This is a genomic window from Arthrobacter sp. B055-34, from assembly GCF_059090425.1.
The window spans coordinates 236907-253275 of record NZ_JBNHFQ010000007.1; the positions used below are offsets into that span (position 1 = coordinate 236907).

A 16369-nucleotide genomic window follows, 5' to 3' on the forward strand; every position below is an offset into this window, starting at 1 on the left:
ACGCCCATTGTTCCCATGCCCTCAGGACGGCACTACCCCTTGCCGGCAAATGGCCAGTGGCGCAGATCATAGGACGTTCGCGCGCGATATGAAAACATGGACTATGCGTCCAATGCAACACTCCAGTAAGCTCCAGAACGTCCGGTATGAATTGCGCGGGCCCATCCTGCATGCGGCCAAGAAGATGGAAGCCGAAGGGCAGCGTATTCTGCGCATGAACCTTGGCGACCCTGCGCCGTTCGGACTGGAAGCGCCGGAGTCGATTGTCGTGGACATGATCCATCATTTGCGCGAGGCCCAGGGATACAGCGATTCCAAGGGCATCTTTTCCGCCCGCACGGCCATTTCGCAGTACTACCAGACCAAGGGCCTGATGCAGATCGGCGTCGAGGATATCTTCATCGGCAACGGCGTCAGCGAATTGATCTCCATGACGTTGCAGGCCTTCCTGGAAAACGGGGATGAGATCCTCATTCCGGCCCCGGACTACCCGCTATGGACGGCGTCGGTCACTCTCAGCGGCGGCGAGGCCGTCCACTACCTCTGCGATGAGGACAACAACTGGTGGCCGGATATGGCGGATTTGGAAGCGAAGATCACGGAGCGCACGCGCGGCATCGTCATCATCAATCCGAACAACCCCACGGGTGCCGTCTACCCGCAGCACATCATGGAACAGTTCGTCGAGCTGGCGCGGAAGTACGACCTGGTGCTTTTCTCGGACGAGATCTACGAAAAGATCACCTACGAAGACGCGGTCCACATCCACACCGCTTCGGTGGCCGACGACGTTGCCGTCCTGACCTTCAGCGGCCTGTCCAAGGCGTACCGGATGCCTGGCTACCGTGCCGGCTGGGTGGCCATCACCGGCCCGCGCGCCGCCACTGCCGCGTACCGCGAGTCGCTCGAACTGCTGGCTTCGCTGCGGCTATGCGCCAATGTTCCCGCCCAGCACGCCATACAGACTTCACTCGGCGGCTACCAAAGCATCAACGATCTGGTGCGGACCGGCGGGCGGCTGCGTGAGCAGCGGGACCGGGCCTGCGAGCTGCTCAACGCGATACCCGGCGTGAGCTGCGTTCCCGCCGCCGGTGCGATGTATCTGTTCCCAAAACTGGATCCGGAGATCTACCCCTTCGGCAGTGATGAGCAGTTCGTCCTGGACCTGCTGCAGGAGCAGAAGATCCTGGTCTCGCACGGCACCGCCTTCCACTGGCCAACCCCGGACCATTTCCGGTTCGTCATCCTGCCGTCGGTGAATGAAATCGAAGAAGCGGTGCGTCGCATTTCCTCGTTCCTGGCCCTCTACCGCAAGAAGGCGGCAGCCGCTGCCCAGACCGCTACGGCGCAGCTGTCGCTGACAGCCATGGCCGAGGCGCAGGCCCAGGCCCAGGCGGCCGCCGCCAAACGCCCGGCGTAACAGCTGGACGCGGCGGACTTTCCAGGAGGCAACCGGGCGCCCGCACTTTCCCCAAGATGCAACTGGTAGGCTTCGGCTCACAACCAATTGTGCCTTGGGGGAAATGTGCGCAGCAGTCTTGTACAGACCCCCAACCTCTACTCCTGGAGGCAATGATGCCCGTTGTCCGTCATAATCCCGCCGCGTCCCAGTTCGACATCTATGACAACGGCGTGGTGGCTGGCTACCTCAGGTACCGCATGGAGGGCAGCGAGATCTGGTTCCTGGCGACAACGATCATGCCGCGGTACCAGGGCAAAGACTTCGAGACCGAACTTATCCGCAGTGTGCTGGACGACGCGCACCATCGACGCCTGGGCGTCCTCCCGTACTGTCCCGAAGTGCGCAAGTTCCTTGCCGGCAATCCCCAGTACCTCCCACTGGTGCCGCCGGCGCAGCTAGGCAGCTTCAAAATCGGTCCCGCAGGCGCGGCCACGGCGTAGCCTATCCGGCGACGGCCGGGAGTTCAGAGCCACTTCAAACGCTTGAACACAATATAAAGCCCGACGCCGATACCCACCATGAGCGCCAGCGCGAATGGATAGCCGAAGACCCATGCCAGTTCGGGCATGTAGTCAAAGTTCATGCCGTAGACGGCACCCACCAAGGTCGGGGCGAACAGGATGGCGGCCCAAGAGGAGATCCGCTTGACCTCCTCGTTCTGGGCGAGGCTGGTCTCGGTCAGTCGGGTCATCTCCTCGTTTTGCCGCTGCGCCACGAGCGTGGAATGAACGCTCAGGGCATTCTGGAGCAGTGCACGGAAGGCGTTGACGCGGTCCACCACGCGGATAACATGGTCATGGACATCCCGCAGCCGCTGCTGCAGTTCGAGTTCCACGTCGTATTTGTCGGATCCGCGCTCCAGCGACCCGAGCATCTGGTCCAGCGGCTGGGTGGCCCGTTGAAATTCGATGACTTCGCGGTGCAGTTCATAGATCCGCCGTGAAACATCCGGGTTTCCGCCGAAGAGGTCATCTTCGATTTCGTCGATGTCGTTTTCCAGGCCGGCAACCACCGGCGCATATTCATCCACAACCTGGTCCAGGATCGCATACAAAACTGCCTGGGTCCCTTTGGCGAGAAGTTCGGGGCTGGCTTCCATCCGCCGTCGTACTATGGCCAGTCCCGGTGATTCGGCATGGCGGACGGTGACGACAAAGTCCGGGCCCACGAAGATGTGCAGCTCGCCGAACTCCACTTTCTCCACGTCGTCGAGGTAGCGGGCCGGCCGGAGCACCATGAAGAGGGTGGTCCCGTAGCGTTCCAGCTTGGCGCGCTGATGCCCGGACAGCGCATCCTCCACGGACAGCTCGTGCAGGTCGAACTCGCGGGCAACGGTGCGGACATCCTCGGCGTTGGGCCGGTACAGGCCGATCCAGGCCATGCCCTGGTGCTCGCGCAGCAACTCGAATGTCTCGTCCAGGCTTTCCGGACTCGCCGTGCGGTGGCCGTCCACATATACCGCGTTGTCCACCAATGACATCCGCTGTCCCTTCTTCAGGTGCCTTGTCGCCGCATGCGGCTGGAACCATGCCAATCTACCGTGTCGGCGCCCGGGCCAAGACATTGGGCAATAGGTAAACTCCGGATGAATTCCTGCCCCTGCCCATGGCGCCGCGCCGGTCCGCTCAGCGATGGTTGGAACGGCAACACGTCCAACCGGCACGGAGGCAACAATGGATTCAACCCGCATTGAAGATTGGGACCTGCTCCCGGGGACCCTTGTGGAAGTCCGCCTGCGCGGCTCTACGGTCCGTATCGGCAGGGTGGACGCGGTCTCGCTCAAGGCCGAAGTCCTCTGGGTGGCAAATGACGGGGCGCATCCCAGACAGCTCTTCGAGAAGGCCGAAGGGTACGAAGTTCGGCTGTGCGGCGCGGATGAAGACGGTCCAGGTCTTCCGGAGCGCGAGCTTGCGGTCTAGCGTTGTCCCATGGACTGGAAACTTGAGCTAGTTGCCGTACCCGTCAGCGACGTTGACCGGGCAAAGAAGTTCTACGTTGACCAGGTCGGTTTCACCGCCGACCACGACCACCGGGTCAGTGATGACCTGCGTTTCGTCCAGCTCACGCCGAAGGGATCGGCCTGCTCCATCGTGATGGGAACCGGCATCACGGACATGGCCCCGGGCTCGCAGAAGGGGCTGCAGATCGTGGTCGACGACGCGGCAGCCGCCCGGGATGAACTGCGCGGACGCGGGGTCGAGACGAGCGATATAGATGTGCAGCCGTGGGGCCACTTCGTCTACTTCAGCGATCCGGACGGCAACACCTGGGCGCTGCAGCAGATGCCACCGCGGGACAGGGCGTAAGAGTACGACGGCGGGACTCGGCTAGGATTCTTGCTCCAGCTCCCGCGCCTGCCGGAGCCAGTCCGCGAACAGTTGCTCGTCCACATATTGTTCGGAGGCGAGCTTCACGGACGCCATCTGCCGGGATCCTGCCTCGAGTTTGCCTGACGGGTCCTTGACCTGCTGGCCCTTCCAGAGCCCGAAGGTCACGTACTTTGCGTAGGCCTTAAGCAGCGCGACTGGTTCACCGTCCATGAACCACACCGGGTGGCCGTGCCACATCCGGGATTCCGACTCCGGCAGGCCCGCATCGATGACCCTTCGGGCCTTGGCCGCCGCTTCCTTCAGGCCCTGGTCCAAAGCGCCGATGTACTCGTCGATGGTATCCGCCACTATGGGGTCCCCGCTGTTCTGTGCCCGGAGCGATCCGGCGTGTGCCGGCTGTTCGGATACAGACTCTTACCCGCGTCGGCAGCTGTCAAGGACACGGGCATCCAGCCGGACGAAGAAAAGGAAAAGAAAAAGTGCAGCAGCGGGAATAACACCCGCCCGGTCCTCGTTGTCAAATATTGAGACTGCAAATCGGTCCCGTGAGTACAGCCTCGTACTGGCAGAGTTTCTGCGGTGAATGTCATTCCCGCACTTTGCCGCGGCTTTCCTCGAGACCGGCCGGTTTGCCAGCTTGCTGCGCTACCCCCACTTAGCCGGGCCCGGTGTCCTTTGTGACGCTGCTGGTCTCTGCTGCTGCTGCCCTATTTACCGATCGATACAGGAGGTCTTATGACACTACCGACAATCACTGCCACCCCGACCCGGATCCGGAATCTCGGAGCGCTGCGCCGCGGCGACGCCGTTGAAGCGAGGATCGAGAACGACGTTCAGTACCGCGGCCGAGTTGTCCGCACCGCACCCGGCGTCGGCTTGGTGTGGATCCGTGAGGACGACGGCGGCGACCGCCGCACGGTCAGTCAGTCCGATTATTCAATTTGGAGGGTTCCCGAGGTCGCATAGGCGCGGCTTCTCCCCGTAGAACAAGGTCCCGGTGGCCGGCCGTTGAAGCAGCCAGCCACCGGGACCTTTGTTGTATCAGCAGTTGTATCAGCGGCAACGGCCAGTCAGCCGGCTTGGCGACGACCTGCCCGACCTCCTAGCGCGCCGGAACCGCTACCGGCTCCTCGCGCAGGTCCTTGCCCTTGGTCTCCGGAATCGTGAAGATGAACGCCACACTGACCAGCAGCAGGGTGACCGTGTAGAACGCGAAGGCGTTGGGGCCGGTGTTGGCGGTCAGCCAGCTGTTCAGGTATGGGGCGGTACCGCCGAACAGTGCCACGCAGATGGAGTACGGCACACCGACGCCGATGGTGCGGATGCTGGTGGGGAACAGCTCGGCGTAGACGGCCGGAACAATAGCCGCGCTGGCCGCGATGAAGACCAGCATGACGGACATGGACACCACGAGCTGCCACGGAGAGTCCTGCAGCAGCCAGGTCATCGGGAAATGCATGGTGGCCGCTCCGATGGAGCTGATCCACAGCACTGGTTTCCGGCCGATCTTGTCGGAGACCTTGCCCCAGATGGGCAGCGCGATCAGGAACACTATGTTGGCGATGACTCCGGACCACAAGGCTGCGCCGCGGTCCATGCCCAGGCTGGTCGAGGCGTAGGTCGGCGCCACAATGCCCCAGGTGTAGTAGACAACAGTCAACCCAACGGTCAGGCCGATGACCTGCAGCGCCTGCTTGCGGTAGCGGATGATCTGCGGCCACATGGGCTCGCGCTTTTCCTGCGTGGTCTCCTGCTCGAAGAGGTCGGTTTCCTTCATCCGGCTCCGCATGAATAGGCCGTAGAGACCGAGTGCTGCGCCCAGCAGGAACGGGATGCGCCAGCCCCAGGCGAGCATCTGCTCGCTGCTGAGGACAAGGGTCAGCACCGCACCGAGCAGGATGCCGAAGAGGGTGCCCACCGTGCCGGAGGTGTAGATCAGGGTGGCCCAGAAACCGCGCTTTTCCTTGGGCGCCATCTCGGAGAGATAGGTCTGCGAGGACGGCAGCTCACCGCCATGCGCCAGGCCCTGGATCAGCCTCGCGACCAGCAGCGTCACGGAGGCGAGGGCGCCCATCGCAGCGTACGTCGGAGCGATGCCGATCAGCAGGCTCCCCACCGATGCCAAGGCCACCGCCAGCGTCATCGAGTACTTGCGGCCGATGCGGTCTCCCAACCAGCCGAAGACGAACCCGCCGAGCGGCCGGGCGAGGAAGCCCACGGCGAAGATCGCCAGGGTCGCCAGTATGGCGGAGGCCGGGTCCTCGTTGTTGAAGAGCTGGCCGGCGAAGAACGGGGCGAAGGTCGCGTAGACGGCCCAGTCGTACCATTCGATGGCATTGCCGACGCCGGTGCCGAGGATGGTCCGGCGCGCGCTGACCACCGGCTGCGGCGGCAGGTGCTTGGCCGGGTGCCCGGGATGGGCCGGGTTGGCAGCGTTCGTTGTCATGGGTGGCTCCTGGGAAGGACGTTCGGGAAGTGTGCTTGGTTTGTCAGCGGGTCCGGCCGGTGGCTGGGTCATTCTCCTGCGTCCCGGGCAGATCCATAACGATCTCCGGTTCCTTATGCAATCGATGATGCAGTCGGACAATTTCATCCTGCAGTTCACGAGCATCCGCTGTGACGGTCATAGGTTCTGGCTCTGACGAATGGATCCAAGAAAATCATCGCGCATCAACCTGTTAGCCTCCGGCCTGCTCAGGCCACCCGGCCGAGCCGCCGCGCCACGTCCGCGGCCGGTTCCGCCGTCGCGTCCGGAAAGCCGACGCCGGCCCACAAGGACATCAGTTGCGGATCCTGCGCCTCGGCGGCCGCAGCCCGGACGGCACGCGTGAGCTGGTTGACCTGCGGGTAGACCGTCGGGGCGTACTTGCTGAACCCGCGGATGAAGTCATTCTCCAGCCCGCGGGCCAGCCGCCCGGAGAAGGCCCGGGTGAGTGCGGTTGAGCTGAAACGGGCGTCGATCAGGGCGTCCTTGTAGAACTTGGCGGCGCCGGATTCCGGCGTGCGCAGGAACGCGGTGCCGGCCTGCGCCGCCACAGCCCCCAGTTCCAGTGCCCGTCCGGCCTGGGCCGGGGAGCTGATTCCACCGGCCGCCACCAGGGGAAGGCCGACGGCGGCACGCACCTCGGGCAGCAACGTTTCCAGCGTCTGGTCATTGGGTTCGGCCCGAACGGTGAACGTCGACCGGTGTCCGCCCGCTTCCGCGGACTGGACTACCAGTATGTCGCAGCCGCGTGCCTCGGCCGCGCGGGCGTCCTCCGCGCCGGTCACCATGGCCCACACCGAAATGTCGGCACGGTGCAGTTTGTCAACGGTTTCTTCGTCCGGCAGTCCGAAGGTGAACGAGACGACCGCCGGCCGCGCTTCAACCAACAGCTCCAGTTTGCCGGTGTAGTCGTCGGTGTCCTGCCAGTCCGGCTCCGGGACAGCGGTCTCCAGGAACTCGGCGAGCCGGTGCCGGTAGGCTTCGACGGCGTCGACGTCTTCGGCGGCCGGTTCCCCTGTTGTGTTCGCGGGCACGAAGAGGTTCACGCCGAACGGCCTGTCCGTCAGCGCGCGCAGGTGCGCGATCTCCTCGGTAACCTTGCCCAGCGCCTTCAGTGCCCCGGCCAGGAAACCCAGCCCGCCGGCGTCGTTCACTGCCGCGGCCAGTGCGGGGGTGGACGGCCCTCCGGCCATCGGAGCGGCAACGACGGGCAGTTCAAGTTCAGCTGGAGTCCACATAACCGAAGACTACCTAACCACCGGCTGCCGCCACATCTTCGCGCACCAGTTCGGCGTTGACCGAGACGGCTACCCGGTAGGCATCTCCGGCGGCGGCGATGAGCTGGGCGGACGGATCGTTCGCGTTGCCCACCGCCCAGACCCCCTCGATGTCCGTCTTGCCGATTCCGTCGGTGGTAATGCAGCCATCCTCGGCGCGGCCACAGCCCAACGACGATACGATCGCGGAATCGACCTCGGCTTCCGGTTCAACGAACAGGGCCTGGCAGTCAACGCGCTGCCCGTCCGCCAATTCAAGCGCGGCCAGGGCATCGTCTTCAACGACCAGCTTCTTCACCTCGCCCGGCACAACCGCCACGTCCCGGGCAGCGAGCCGCCGTCGCTGGACGTCATCCGGCTCGCCCGAGATGTGCGTGAACAGCGTGACATACGGGGACCATTGGCGGACCAGCAGGGCCTGTTCGAAGGAGGTATCGCCGGTGGCGAGCACGCCAAGCTTGCGGTCGCGGACCTCCCACCCGTGGCAGTAGGGGCACTGCAGCAGGTCCTTGCCCCAGCGCTCTTCGGCGCCGGCCAACGCCGGGAGCACGTCGCGCAGCCCGGTGGCCAGAATGAGATGCCGCCCGCGCACCTGGCTGCCGTCGCCGAGAATCGCGGCGCGGGCTTCGGTGACGTCCACGACGGTCCCTTCGATAAGGTCAACACCATAATCACGGACCTCATCGCGCGCCAGCCGGAGCAGCTCCGCCGGGGTGGTCCCGTCCCGGGTTAGGAAACCGTGGGCGTGCGAGGCCAGTTGGTTGCGCGGAGTGCCGGAATCCACCACGGTTACCCTGCGTCGCGCCCGGCCGAGCACCAGCGCTGCACTGAGGCCGGCGACACCACCGCCGACAATAACGACGTCGTACTCCTGTTTCTGCGCAGAGGTCATGGACTAGTTTTACCTTTCCGGCCGCGGGCTTGACAGTGTTTCGAGCGAATCGGACAGCATTCTGTCCGGCCGCCGGTTCCGGTCTTCTTCGGGCCACCCCTCGACCATCCGGCTCCGGCTGGCTACGTTGGAAGCATGGCTATTGATGACGAGGTACAACGGAACCGGACTCGGCTTCTGGCCATTGTGAGCGGGCAGGTCCAAGGGGTGGGCTTCCGCTATTGGGCGCGGGAACAGGCGGAGCAGCTTGACCTGCATGGTGCCGCGATGAACCAGCCGGACGGCTCCGTCAAGATCGTCGCCGAGGGCAAGAAGGAAGCGATCGAGGATTTTCTGGCGCGGCTGGATTCGGGCAACAGCCCCGGGCAGGTCCGGAATATCGACGCCACATATTCACGGGCCACAGGAGAGTTCATGCGCTTCGGAGTCGGTTAGCCGGATGCTCTAGTACTTCGGTTGGGCGCGTGGCGCGCTGAAAGTGCTGACGCTTACGGCAGGCTCACGCAGGCCAACAGGTCGCCGTCGGCGTCCAACCCACCGATGTCCCCCAGCGTCGGGTGGTAGTACTCGAACCAGGTTTGGGCTTCGGCGTGGGTGTCGAAGTCCGAACAGTTCACGCTGCGTGCAGGCGCCGGCAGAGGGCCGGCCCCTCCCGGTACGGCATTGTCCGCTTCCGGCGCGGGTGTCCGTGCCGCTGCACCGGCGGCGGGTGCCTTGGCCGCCGGAACTTGGGGTGCAGGAGCCTCCGCCTGGGCAAGGGATTCCTCCACGAGGGTTGAACCGGCAGCAGTTTCGTCCGGGCAGTCGGCAAGGATCCGTTCCATTGCGTCGTGCTCTGCCATCGTTACCCACAGCGAGTAGGCAGCTTTGACCGAGATCTGACGGGAGACGTACGCGCACCGGAAGGTCTTGTTCAGCGGCAACCAGGTGGCGGCGTCGCCGTCGGACTTCTGGCTGTTCATCCGCTGCGTGGTCGCCAACAGGTTCAGCGGATCGTTCGCCAGCAAGGTGCGCTGCTCAAGCGTCAACTGCTGCGCGCCCTTCTGCCAGGCGTCACTAAGCGCCACCACATGGTCCACTGGGACCAGCGCGCTGGTCTCCTGGCCGCGGGTGAATTCCACCGTCCGGCCCGAATACGGGTCCTGCAGCACGCCGCTGATCACGCGGCAGGATTCGTTGCTGCGGAAGGTGGGTGAGTTCAGGTCACGAGCGAGGATGTCGTTCCGGGTGTCGCAGCCGTTGCGGTCCACGTCGGCCCAGGCCTGCCCGAATTCGTCGCGGTCATACCCGGTCTTCGGCGCGCGGCCCTTGATCGGCAGGGTTTCCAGCAGCGCGAGCGCTGCTACATCGGGCTCCTGCCGGTCCTGCGGCTCGACCGGTTCCGGTTCGGGGCTTGGCTCCGGAGGTGCCTTCGCCGGCGCGGGGTTCGGCGCTGCCGCTGATCCAGCCAGCGACGACGGCGACGGCACCGCCGCTGCCGACGTTGGGCTTGGCGCCGGGCTGCTTTGGCCCCTGCTTTCCTCAGCGTCCGCCGACGTTCCGGCGATCAGCCAAAGAACCAACAGCACAACCACAAGAAAACCGGCCGCTATAAACCGCCGACGGGGCCTCGCGGCCACCTGCTTCTCCCCCAAAGAACTCTTCCCCCAACTCAAAACGATCTTCTCCTACACAGTACCGCCCGGTCACGACAGTCTGTGGAGACTCAGTACTAGAGGCCCTTAGGTCCCGCTTTCTTAGCCGCCGGACCAGCTCGGCAAGCCGCGTCCGGGTCCAATCAGCCGCTGCCCGCCCCAGCACGGCGGACACACGACTAGACTCAGATCAAGCACTGTCAGCACAAGACCCGAGGACGCACATGACCGAGCCATTGCACACGTCCCGACGCGCCGCCGTCGTGCTTAATCCCATCAAGCCGACAACCGTGGACATCCGGGACCTGGTGTCAAAAGTCAGTGCTGACGAGGGGTGGGACGAGCCGCTCGTGCTGGAAACCACCAAGGAAGACCCGGGCCACGGCATGGCGCAGCAGGCTCTGGACAAGGCCGTGGATCTGGTGATCGCCGCCGGTGGCGACGGAACCGTGCGCTGCGTCGCCGAAGAACTGGCCGGCACCAATACGCCGCTGGGACTGCTGCCCCTGGGAACCGGAAACCTGCTGGCCCGCAACCTGGATCTCGACGTCGATAATCCCGAAGGCTCCGTCCGGGTCGCCCTGACCGGCACGGAACGCCGTCTTGACGTCGTCCATGTGACGGTCGACCGCGCCATGGAGGCACACGTTTTCCTGGTGATGGCAGGCCTGGGCTTCGATGCGGCGATGATGGGCGATACCCGGGACGATCTCAAGGACAAGGTCGGTTGGCTCGCCTATGTCGACGCCGGAATTAGGAATCTTCCCGGCAAGCCGCAGCGCACCAAGATCACCATCGACGGTGGAAAGCCGATCGGCCGCCGGCTGCGCAGCGTCATGGGCGGCAATTGCGGCAAGATCATGGGCGGCCTGGAGATCTTCCCTGGGGCCAAGATCGATGACGGTCTCTTGGAAATCATGACCGTGGCACCGCAAGGGACGTTCGGCTGGCTTGGGGTGGTCGCCGGATTGGTCCGCCGCGGCAAGGGCAAGGACCCTTCGATCGAGTATTTCCAGTGCAAGTCAGCCGTAATTGAGACGCAGGTGCCGCAGGATATTGAAATCGACGGCGACTATCTGGGCAAGGGCACGCACATCGCCATGCGCGTTGAACCCAACTCCCTGCGCGTGCGGATGCCGTACGGCAAGAAGGATCCTGCCATCCTGACCAGCCCGGAGCCCTAAGTTTCCCGGCCGGGCTCAGCCAGCGGGACGGTGCTCTTCGAGCAGCCGGAGACCCATTTTCCGCGCCCGGCTGGCTGCCTGCCGGTCCCCCTCGGCAGCCAGAATGATGGAGCCCTTCATCAACAGGTGCCATGAATTGGAAAACGCTTCCGTATCAGTCAGCCCAGCTTCATCGGCCCACCGCCGCAACTGGCTGCGGATCTTGCCCAGATACTCAACACAGGCCTGGCCCAGCGGATGGCCGGCCCCCATTTCCAACAGCACGTTGACGAAGGAACAGGCTTCAAAGTCTTCGCGCTGAAACCACTCGTCGAAGACGTCGAAAACGGCCAGCAGCCGCTGCTCGGCGGTGTCCCCTCTATGCATGGCTTCGGCCACCACGTAGCCCGTGGTCCACACCTGGTCCCTGCGTTCCAGGAACGCCAGCCCCAGGTCGTCTTTGGAGGCAAAATGGCGGTAGAAGGTCGCTTTGGCCACGCCGGATTCGCGGATCAGCTCATCAACCCCGACGTCCCGGATGCCGCGCCGCGAAAACAGTTCGTAGGCGGCCGCGAGGATACGCTCCTTCGGATCAAGGCGGACGGCGGCGACTGCAGACCCATCGGCACGACCGTCAGCTTCCATCCGTAGCGTCATGTAACACATTGTAACCGGTAGACAGACCTGTCTTTCTTTCTGCGGAGCAATATGCAAGACTATTGTTGCAGCGCGCGGCATGCCGCCCGAACCCCCAACCGGGCACCCCGCGCGTAAGCCCTCGGCAGAGACCCCCAACTTCTGCCGAGGGCTCTCTGCTTTAACCCGCGGGTAGTTCCGGGCGGCGGTGGAACCAGCATGCCCTCCGGCGCGGCCGGATGCTTGTCATGCCATGGCCGGGAAGAGGACTATGTAAGTACGGCTTCCGGGGAAAGCCCTAATCGAATCCAATCCGTTTCAGCCGGCGCTGGCGTAAGGATGCAGATCATCTGGTCCATCGGCTGCCATCTGAAACAACCGGGCTCCAACCCGCCCATTGCAATGTCGCTCGACGTAGCCAGAAAAGGCAACGTCCTCAGAAAAGGAAAGTTCTCATGCCCGAGTTCATGGATGTGCATCACAACATGGTCGGCATCACCGCAGAGGCCCTCAAGGAGGCCCATAACGCGGACCTTGCCATTCAGGATGAAGAAAAGGTGGAATTCAAAAAGGCGTGGGCCGATCCGGAGAGCGGGGTTGTCTACTGCCTCTCGGAAGCACCGTCAGCCGAAGCCGTCCAGCGTATCCACGAGCGCGCTGGCCATCCCGCCGATGAAGTGCACGCAGTACCGCTCGTCGTCTGAAGCCCGGCGCAGAAATATGCAGAGGAGCCGCTTCCCGGCAGGGAACGGCTCCTCCGCTTATTTGCCTCTCTGGCGGCAGGCGGCCCGTCCTACGCTTTGACCGCGAGTACCGGGCACTCTGCCTGCAGCAGGATCCTTTGCGCGGTGCTGCCCATGATCAGCTTGCCCACCGGAGTCCGCTTGCGCAGCCCGATCACGATCAAGTCCGCTCGATGCGTTTCCGCCGCATCGAGCACCTCGTCCGCGGCATCGTTCCCGCCCATGGGCTGAAGCAGGATGTGTTCCACCCCGGCGGCCGCCAGCCGGCTGTCCAGCGCTTGGGCAGCATCGGACTGGACAAACCGCTGGTCCACGAAGACGTCCCCGCGGGTCGAGTTCACCACAACCAGCGGCGCTTTCGCGCTGGCCGCTTCACTGATGGCCCTGTTCAGGGCGGCTTCGCCCTCCGGCGTGGGGATGTAGCCCACCACTATGCTCATGATCGCTCCCGTTCATTCTGGATTTTGTCGGAGCGGTGGCGTCCTGCGGGTACCGAGGGACCGCCGCCGCTGCCGCTCTCGCTGTCGCTGTCATGCTCCGACAGTGCCTGGCCCTTGTCCTTGCCATTGTCGCCGTTGGCTTCACCAGTGGCCACGCTGCCGTCGTCGTCGGTTGCAGCAGTTTCGCCCGGAGTCTGCGGGACGTTGCCGAGGAGGACCGAATCCGGCCGGCGCTTGCGGATGACCTTCAGTGCCAGGGGTGCGAGCAGTACCAGTGCCACGATGATGTAAACAACGACGGCGACCGGCTCACTCCACAGGCCGGAGATGTTTCCGGCGCTCAGCTGCAGCGTGGTGCGCAGCGACTCTTCGGCGCGTGGGCCGAGGATGAGGCCGATGACCAGGGGCAGTACCGGCAGGCCGTAGCGTCGCATGGCGAAGCCGAGCAGGCCGAGCAGCAGCAGGATCACCAGGTCGAACGCCTGGAGGTTGACTGCGTAGGCGCCCAGGGTGGCGAAGAACAGGATGCCGGCGTAGAGGTAGGGGCGCGGCAGCTGCAGCAGCTTGGCCCAGACCGGCGCCAGCGGCAGGTTGATCAGCAGCAGCAGCGTGTTGCCGATGAACAGGCTGGCGATCAGTGCCCACACCAGCTGCGGCTCGCTGTCGAAGAGCAGTGGTCCGGGCTGGATGCCGAACTGGATGAAGGCAGCCAGCATGACCGCCGCGGTGGCGTTGGTCGGCAGGCCCAGGGCAAGCATCGGAGTCAGGGTACCGGCGGCCGAGGCATTGTTCGCAGCCTCGGGGCCGGCAACGCCCTCGATCGCGCCGTGGCCGAATTCCTCCGGGTGCTTGGAGAGCTTTTTCTCCGTCACGTACGAGAGGAAGGTTGGAATCTCGGCACCGCCGGCCGGCAATGCGCCGAACGGGAAACCGTAAGCGGTTCCGCGCAGCCAGGGCTTCCAGGACCGCTTCCAGTCCTGTTTGCCCATCCAGGGCCGGCCCACCGGAATGGTTTGCATTGGCTTGCGGCGCAGATGCGCGGCGATCCAAAGGGCTTCGCCGACCGCGAAGATGGCGACGGCGACAACCACGATGTCCAGCCCGTCCACCAGCAGCGGCTGGCCGAAGATGAGGCGCTGCTGCCCGGTGACCGGGTCCGCCCCGACCAGCCCGATGGCCAGGCCGATTCCGAGGGCGGAAAAACCGCGCAGCTTGGAACCGCCGAGCACGGCCGTCACGGCGATGAGAGCCAGGACGATGATGGCCAGGTAGCTGGGGTCGCCGAGGCTGACGGCGAAGTCCACCACAACCGGGGCAAACGCCACGAGCAAGGCGGTGCCGATGGTGCCGGCGACGAAGGAGCCGATGGCTGCTGTCGCCAGCGCCTGCGCGGCGCGGCCCGACTTGGCCATCTTGTGGCCTTCAATCGCGGTAATGACCGTGGACGATTCGCCCGGGGTGTTCAGCAGAATGGAGGTGGTAGAGCCGCCGTACATGCCGCCGTAGTAGATGCCGGCGAACATGATGAACGCACTGGTCGGTTCCAGCGAGTAGGTGACCGGCAGCAGCAGGGCTACGGCCATGGCGGGGCCAATGCCCGGCAACACGCCGACCGCGGTACCCAGCAGCACACCGATGAAGGCGTACAGCAGGTTAATCGGCGTGGCCGCCGTCGAGAATCCCTGCATCAGCAGGTCGAATGTCTCCATTTAGAGCACTCCTTCCAAGAGCCCGGCCGGCAGTTTGATGCCCAGACCGAGGTAGAACCCGTAGAAGGTGCCCAAGGCCATGACCACGGAGATGATGCCGTCACGGATATAGCGGCGGCTGCCCAGTGCCCAGACACTGCCCCAGAAGAGGAGGGTTCCGGAGATGACCCAGCCGACGGTGTCGATCAGGAGGATGTTGAGCACGAATGCGCCCAGCAGCGGCACCACGGTACGCCAGTCGGTCGGATGCGTCAGGTCCACGTCTTCGCCGCCCTCGGCTTCGCCCTGGCCGCCGCGCAGCACATTGATGGCCAGCAACACGGCACAGACCAGCAGCAGTGCCCCGACGATGTACGGCAGGGTCTTCGGGCCAACCGGGTCGGCCTGGGAATACGGGACGTTCAGGGACAGCGCGTCGAGGATGACGATCACGCCGACCGCCCCGAGCAGGGCCGCCAGGCCCAGCTCGGAGCGGCCCTTCAGCCGTGAAACCAACTTGTTCACGCAAGCCCCAGTTCGGTCAGGACGTTGGCCACACGCTCATCCTGTTCCTTCAGGAACATGGAGAACTCCTCGCCGGTGGCGAAGGCGTCGGTCCAGCCGTTGGTTTCGAGGGCCTGCTGCCACTCGGGGGTGCCGTGCATCTTCTCCAGCGCGCCGATCCACTTCTGCTTGTCTTCTTCGCTGACTCCCGGAGGGGCCACGATGCCGCGCCAGTTGCTGAAGACCAGGTCGATGTCGGATTCCTGCAGGGTCGGCGCGTCCACGCCCTCGAGACGCTCTTCACCGCTGGTGGCCAGGACACGGATCTCGCCGCTCTTGATCTGGTCGATGTACTCGCCGGCGCCGGACGCGGCGAAGCCGAGCTTGTTGCCCAAGATGGCCGGCAGCAGGTCGCCGCCGCCGTCGTAGGACACGAAGTTCACGTCCTTCGGATCAATGCCGACGGTCTGGGCCAGCTGCATCGGCAGCAGGTGGTCGGGGCCGCCCGGCGAGGAGCCACCGCCGACGCTGACCTTCGACGGGTCTTCCTTCCAGGCCTTCACCAGGTCGTCGATGGTCTTGTAGGGAGAATCCTTGGAGACCATGATGGCGCCCGGCTCCTGGATCAGGCGGGCCAGCGGAGTGGTCTCGGTCAGCTTGGACTCGGAGTCGTTGGTGTAGCTGGCGCCCACCACGCCCAGACCCATCAGCATGGCTAGGTCGCCGTTTCCTTCTTCGTTGACGGTGCGGGCCAGACCTACGGTGCCGCCGGCACCGGCCAGGTTGAAGACCTCGATGTTGGAGGCGATGTCGGTTTCCTCCATCACCTTCGCGCCAACGCGGGCGGTGGTGTCGTAGCCGCCGCCGGGCGAGTTCGGGACCATGATCCGCAGGTCGGTGACCGGGCCTTCGGCAGCCGCCGAAGTGGCGCCGGCTTCGCCGCTGCTGGAACCAGTTACACCGCAGCCGGACGCTGCCAGGGCAATGCCTGCCGCCACGGCGGCCAGGCGGAATGCGTTGAATCGACGCATGGGAATCCTCTTCTCATCAGGAGTACGAATAAGTCCACGGTATGGGCGGCCGTGATGCCCGTCACGCTTGTGTTCTCAAAGAAA

20 protein-coding genes are annotated in these 16369 nt (G+C 64.5%); 8 read left to right on the plus strand and 12 right to left on the minus strand.

The annotated features are described in order from the left end of the window. The first annotated feature begins 103 nt into the window (after window positions 1-103). Window positions 104-1420, plus strand: a complete 1317-nt coding sequence (locus tag AC5RWO_RS15095; protein ID WP_498732266.1) for a pyridoxal phosphate-dependent aminotransferase — start codon at window positions 104-106, stop codon at window positions 1418-1420. 152 nt (window positions 1421-1572) lie between these two features. Next, window positions 1573-1902, plus strand: a complete 330-nt coding sequence (locus AC5RWO_RS15100; RefSeq protein WP_498732267.1) for a GNAT family N-acetyltransferase — start codon at window positions 1573-1575, stop codon at window positions 1900-1902. A 23-nt stretch (window positions 1903-1925) separates the two neighbouring features. Here the strand turns inward: AC5RWO_RS15100 and AC5RWO_RS15105 are convergent, their stop codons facing one another. Beyond that, window positions 1926-2942 (minus strand): magnesium and cobalt transport protein CorA, encoded by a 1017-nt coding sequence (locus AC5RWO_RS15105; protein ID WP_498732269.1) that lies wholly within the window; start codon window positions 2940-2942, stop codon window positions 1926-1928. A gap of 193 nt (window positions 2943-3135) precedes the next feature. Between AC5RWO_RS15105 and AC5RWO_RS15110 the strand changes: the two genes are divergently transcribed. Then, window positions 3136-3381, plus strand: a complete 246-nt coding sequence (locus AC5RWO_RS15110) for a hypothetical protein (protein ID WP_498732271.1) — start codon at window positions 3136-3138, stop codon at window positions 3379-3381. A gap of 9 nt (window positions 3382-3390) precedes the next feature. Further along, the gene (locus AC5RWO_RS15115; RefSeq protein ID WP_498732273.1) at window positions 3391-3768 is read left to right on the plus strand and encodes a glyoxalase superfamily protein; all 378 of its coding nucleotides are present in this window, start codon (window positions 3391-3393) and stop codon (window positions 3766-3768) included. A gap of 21 nt (window positions 3769-3789) precedes the next feature. On the opposite strand, the gene AC5RWO_RS15120 is transcribed toward AC5RWO_RS15115, so the two are convergent. Beyond that, on the minus strand, window positions 3790-4140 hold the full coding sequence (locus AC5RWO_RS15120; RefSeq protein WP_498732274.1) for a DUF1801 domain-containing protein: 351 nt from the start codon (window positions 4138-4140) through the stop codon (window positions 3790-3792). 387 nt (window positions 4141-4527) lie between these two features. Here AC5RWO_RS15120 and AC5RWO_RS15125 point away from each other — a divergent pair, with 387 nt between their 5' ends. Then, complete coding sequence (locus AC5RWO_RS15125) at window positions 4528-4758, plus strand: hypothetical protein (protein WP_169995843.1); 231 nt, start codon at window positions 4528-4530, stop codon at window positions 4756-4758. Window positions 4759-4894: 136 nt separating this feature from the next. Here the strand turns inward: AC5RWO_RS15125 and AC5RWO_RS15130 are convergent, their stop codons facing one another. The 4 genes from AC5RWO_RS15130 to AC5RWO_RS15145 all read right to left on the minus strand — a co-directional run bounded on the left by AC5RWO_RS15130 (window position 4895) and on the right by AC5RWO_RS15145 (window position 8446). Continuing rightward, window positions 4895-6238: an MFS transporter gene (locus tag AC5RWO_RS15130; RefSeq protein WP_498732275.1), complete on the minus strand. Its 1344-nt coding sequence runs from the start codon at window positions 6236-6238 to the stop codon at window positions 4895-4897. Between the two features lie 43 nt (window positions 6239-6281). Then, the gene (locus tag AC5RWO_RS15135) at window positions 6282-6419 is read right to left on the minus strand and encodes a hypothetical protein (protein ID WP_498732276.1); all 138 of its coding nucleotides are present in this window, start codon (window positions 6417-6419) and stop codon (window positions 6282-6284) included. Between the two features lie 67 nt (window positions 6420-6486). Then, window positions 6487-7515: an NAD(P)H-dependent flavin oxidoreductase gene (locus AC5RWO_RS15140; protein WP_498732277.1), complete on the minus strand. Its 1029-nt coding sequence runs from the start codon at window positions 7513-7515 to the stop codon at window positions 6487-6489. Window positions 7516-7528: 13 nt separating this feature from the next. Next, a complete protein-coding gene (locus AC5RWO_RS15145) occupies window positions 7529-8446 on the minus strand; it encodes an NAD(P)/FAD-dependent oxidoreductase (protein WP_498732278.1) in 918 nt (305 codons plus the stop codon). Between the two features lie 135 nt (window positions 8447-8581). On the opposite strand from AC5RWO_RS15145, the gene AC5RWO_RS15150 reads away from it, so the two are divergent. Beyond that, the gene (locus tag AC5RWO_RS15150) at window positions 8582-8881 is read left to right on the plus strand and encodes an acylphosphatase (protein ID WP_498732279.1); all 300 of its coding nucleotides are present in this window, start codon (window positions 8582-8584) and stop codon (window positions 8879-8881) included. Between the two features lie 53 nt (window positions 8882-8934). Here the strand turns inward: AC5RWO_RS15150 and AC5RWO_RS15155 are convergent, their stop codons facing one another. Then, entirely contained in the window at window positions 8935-10014 is a 1080-nt protein-coding gene (locus AC5RWO_RS15155) for an HNH endonuclease family protein (RefSeq protein ID WP_498732280.1), read from the minus strand. Window positions 10015-10304: 290 nt separating this feature from the next. On the opposite strand from AC5RWO_RS15155, the gene AC5RWO_RS15160 reads away from it, so the two are divergent. Next, window positions 10305-11264: a diacylglycerol/lipid kinase family protein gene (locus tag AC5RWO_RS15160; protein WP_498732281.1), complete on the plus strand. Its 960-nt coding sequence runs from the start codon at window positions 10305-10307 to the stop codon at window positions 11262-11264. Window positions 11265-11279: 15 nt separating this feature from the next. On the opposite strand, the gene AC5RWO_RS15165 is transcribed toward AC5RWO_RS15160, so the two are convergent. After that, window positions 11280-11888 (minus strand): TetR/AcrR family transcriptional regulator, encoded by a 609-nt coding sequence (locus AC5RWO_RS15165; protein WP_498732282.1) that lies wholly within the window; start codon window positions 11886-11888, stop codon window positions 11280-11282. Between the two features lie 446 nt (window positions 11889-12334). Between AC5RWO_RS15165 and AC5RWO_RS15170 the strand changes: the two genes are divergently transcribed. Continuing rightward, window positions 12335-12583 (plus strand): SCO4226 family nickel-binding protein, encoded by a 249-nt coding sequence (locus AC5RWO_RS15170; protein ID WP_074700955.1) that lies wholly within the window; start codon window positions 12335-12337, stop codon window positions 12581-12583. A gap of 89 nt (window positions 12584-12672) precedes the next feature. Here the strand turns inward: AC5RWO_RS15170 and AC5RWO_RS15175 are convergent, their stop codons facing one another. Genes AC5RWO_RS15175 through AC5RWO_RS15190 form a run of 4 tightly spaced genes read right to left on the minus strand, consistent with a single transcriptional unit; the run spans window position 12673 to window position 16285 of the window. Beyond that, window positions 12673-13062: a universal stress protein gene (locus AC5RWO_RS15175; RefSeq protein WP_498732284.1), complete on the minus strand. Its 390-nt coding sequence runs from the start codon at window positions 13060-13062 to the stop codon at window positions 12673-12675. Then, entirely contained in the window at window positions 13059-14771 is a 1713-nt protein-coding gene (locus AC5RWO_RS15180; RefSeq protein ID WP_498732285.1) for a tripartite tricarboxylate transporter permease, read from the minus strand. Before AC5RWO_RS15180 ends, AC5RWO_RS15175 begins: the two co-directional genes overlap by 4 nt. Further along, complete coding sequence (locus AC5RWO_RS15185) at window positions 14772-15275, minus strand: tripartite tricarboxylate transporter TctB family protein (RefSeq protein ID WP_498732286.1); 504 nt, start codon at window positions 15273-15275, stop codon at window positions 14772-14774. Then, a complete protein-coding gene (locus tag AC5RWO_RS15190) occupies window positions 15272-16285 on the minus strand; it encodes a Bug family tripartite tricarboxylate transporter substrate binding protein (protein WP_498732288.1) in 1014 nt (337 codons plus the stop codon). The genes AC5RWO_RS15185 and AC5RWO_RS15190 overlap by 4 nt, the downstream gene beginning before the upstream one ends. Window positions 16286-16369: the final 84 nt, after the last annotated feature.

What these genes read in the sequence shown, in the direction of transcription:
- AC5RWO_RS15170 (WP_074700955.1), top strand. Translation starts at nt 12,335, where the DNA reads ATGCCCGAGTTCATGGATGTGCATCACAACATGGTCGGCATCACCGCA.
- AC5RWO_RS15150 (WP_498732279.1), top strand. Translation starts at nt 8,582, where the DNA reads ATGGCTATTGATGACGAGGTACAACGGAACCGGACTCGGCTTCTGGCC.
- AC5RWO_RS15145 (WP_498732278.1), bottom strand. Translation starts at nt 8,446, where the DNA reads ATGACCTCTGCGCAGAAACAGGAGTACGACGTCGTTATTGTCGGCGGT.
- AC5RWO_RS15105 (WP_498732269.1), bottom strand. Translation starts at nt 2,942, where the DNA reads ATGTCATTGGTGGACAACGCGGTATATGTGGACGGCCACCGCACGGCG.
- AC5RWO_RS15125 (WP_169995843.1), top strand. Translation starts at nt 4,528, where the DNA reads ATGACACTACCGACAATCACTGCCACCCCGACCCGGATCCGGAATCTC.
- AC5RWO_RS15135 (WP_498732276.1), bottom strand. Translation starts at nt 6,419, where the DNA reads ATGACCGTCACAGCGGATGCTCGTGAACTGCAGGATGAAATTGTCCGA.
- AC5RWO_RS15130 (WP_498732275.1), bottom strand. Translation starts at nt 6,238, where the DNA reads ATGACAACGAACGCTGCCAACCCGGCCCATCCCGGGCACCCGGCCAAG.
- AC5RWO_RS15160 (WP_498732281.1), top strand. Translation starts at nt 10,305, where the DNA reads ATGACCGAGCCATTGCACACGTCCCGACGCGCCGCCGTCGTGCTTAAT.
- AC5RWO_RS15115 (WP_498732273.1), top strand. Translation starts at nt 3,391, where the DNA reads ATGGACTGGAAACTTGAGCTAGTTGCCGTACCCGTCAGCGACGTTGAC.
- AC5RWO_RS15100 (WP_498732267.1), top strand. Translation starts at nt 1,573, where the DNA reads ATGATGCCCGTTGTCCGTCATAATCCCGCCGCGTCCCAGTTCGACATC.
- AC5RWO_RS15110 (WP_498732271.1), top strand. Translation starts at nt 3,136, where the DNA reads ATGGATTCAACCCGCATTGAAGATTGGGACCTGCTCCCGGGGACCCTT.
- AC5RWO_RS15175 (WP_498732284.1), bottom strand. Translation starts at nt 13,062, where the DNA reads ATGAGCATAGTGGTGGGCTACATCCCCACGCCGGAGGGCGAAGCCGCC.
- AC5RWO_RS15165 (WP_498732282.1), bottom strand. Translation starts at nt 11,888, where the DNA reads ATGGAAGCTGACGGTCGTGCCGATGGGTCTGCAGTCGCCGCCGTCCGC.
- AC5RWO_RS15190 (WP_498732288.1), bottom strand. Translation starts at nt 16,285, where the DNA reads ATGCGTCGATTCAACGCATTCCGCCTGGCCGCCGTGGCGGCAGGCATT.
- AC5RWO_RS15095 (WP_498732266.1), top strand. Translation starts at nt 104, where the DNA reads ATGCGTCCAATGCAACACTCCAGTAAGCTCCAGAACGTCCGGTATGAA.
- AC5RWO_RS15140 (WP_498732277.1), bottom strand. Translation starts at nt 7,515, where the DNA reads ATGTGGACTCCAGCTGAACTTGAACTGCCCGTCGTTGCCGCTCCGATG.
- AC5RWO_RS15180 (WP_498732285.1), bottom strand. Translation starts at nt 14,771, where the DNA reads ATGGAGACATTCGACCTGCTGATGCAGGGATTCTCGACGGCGGCCACG.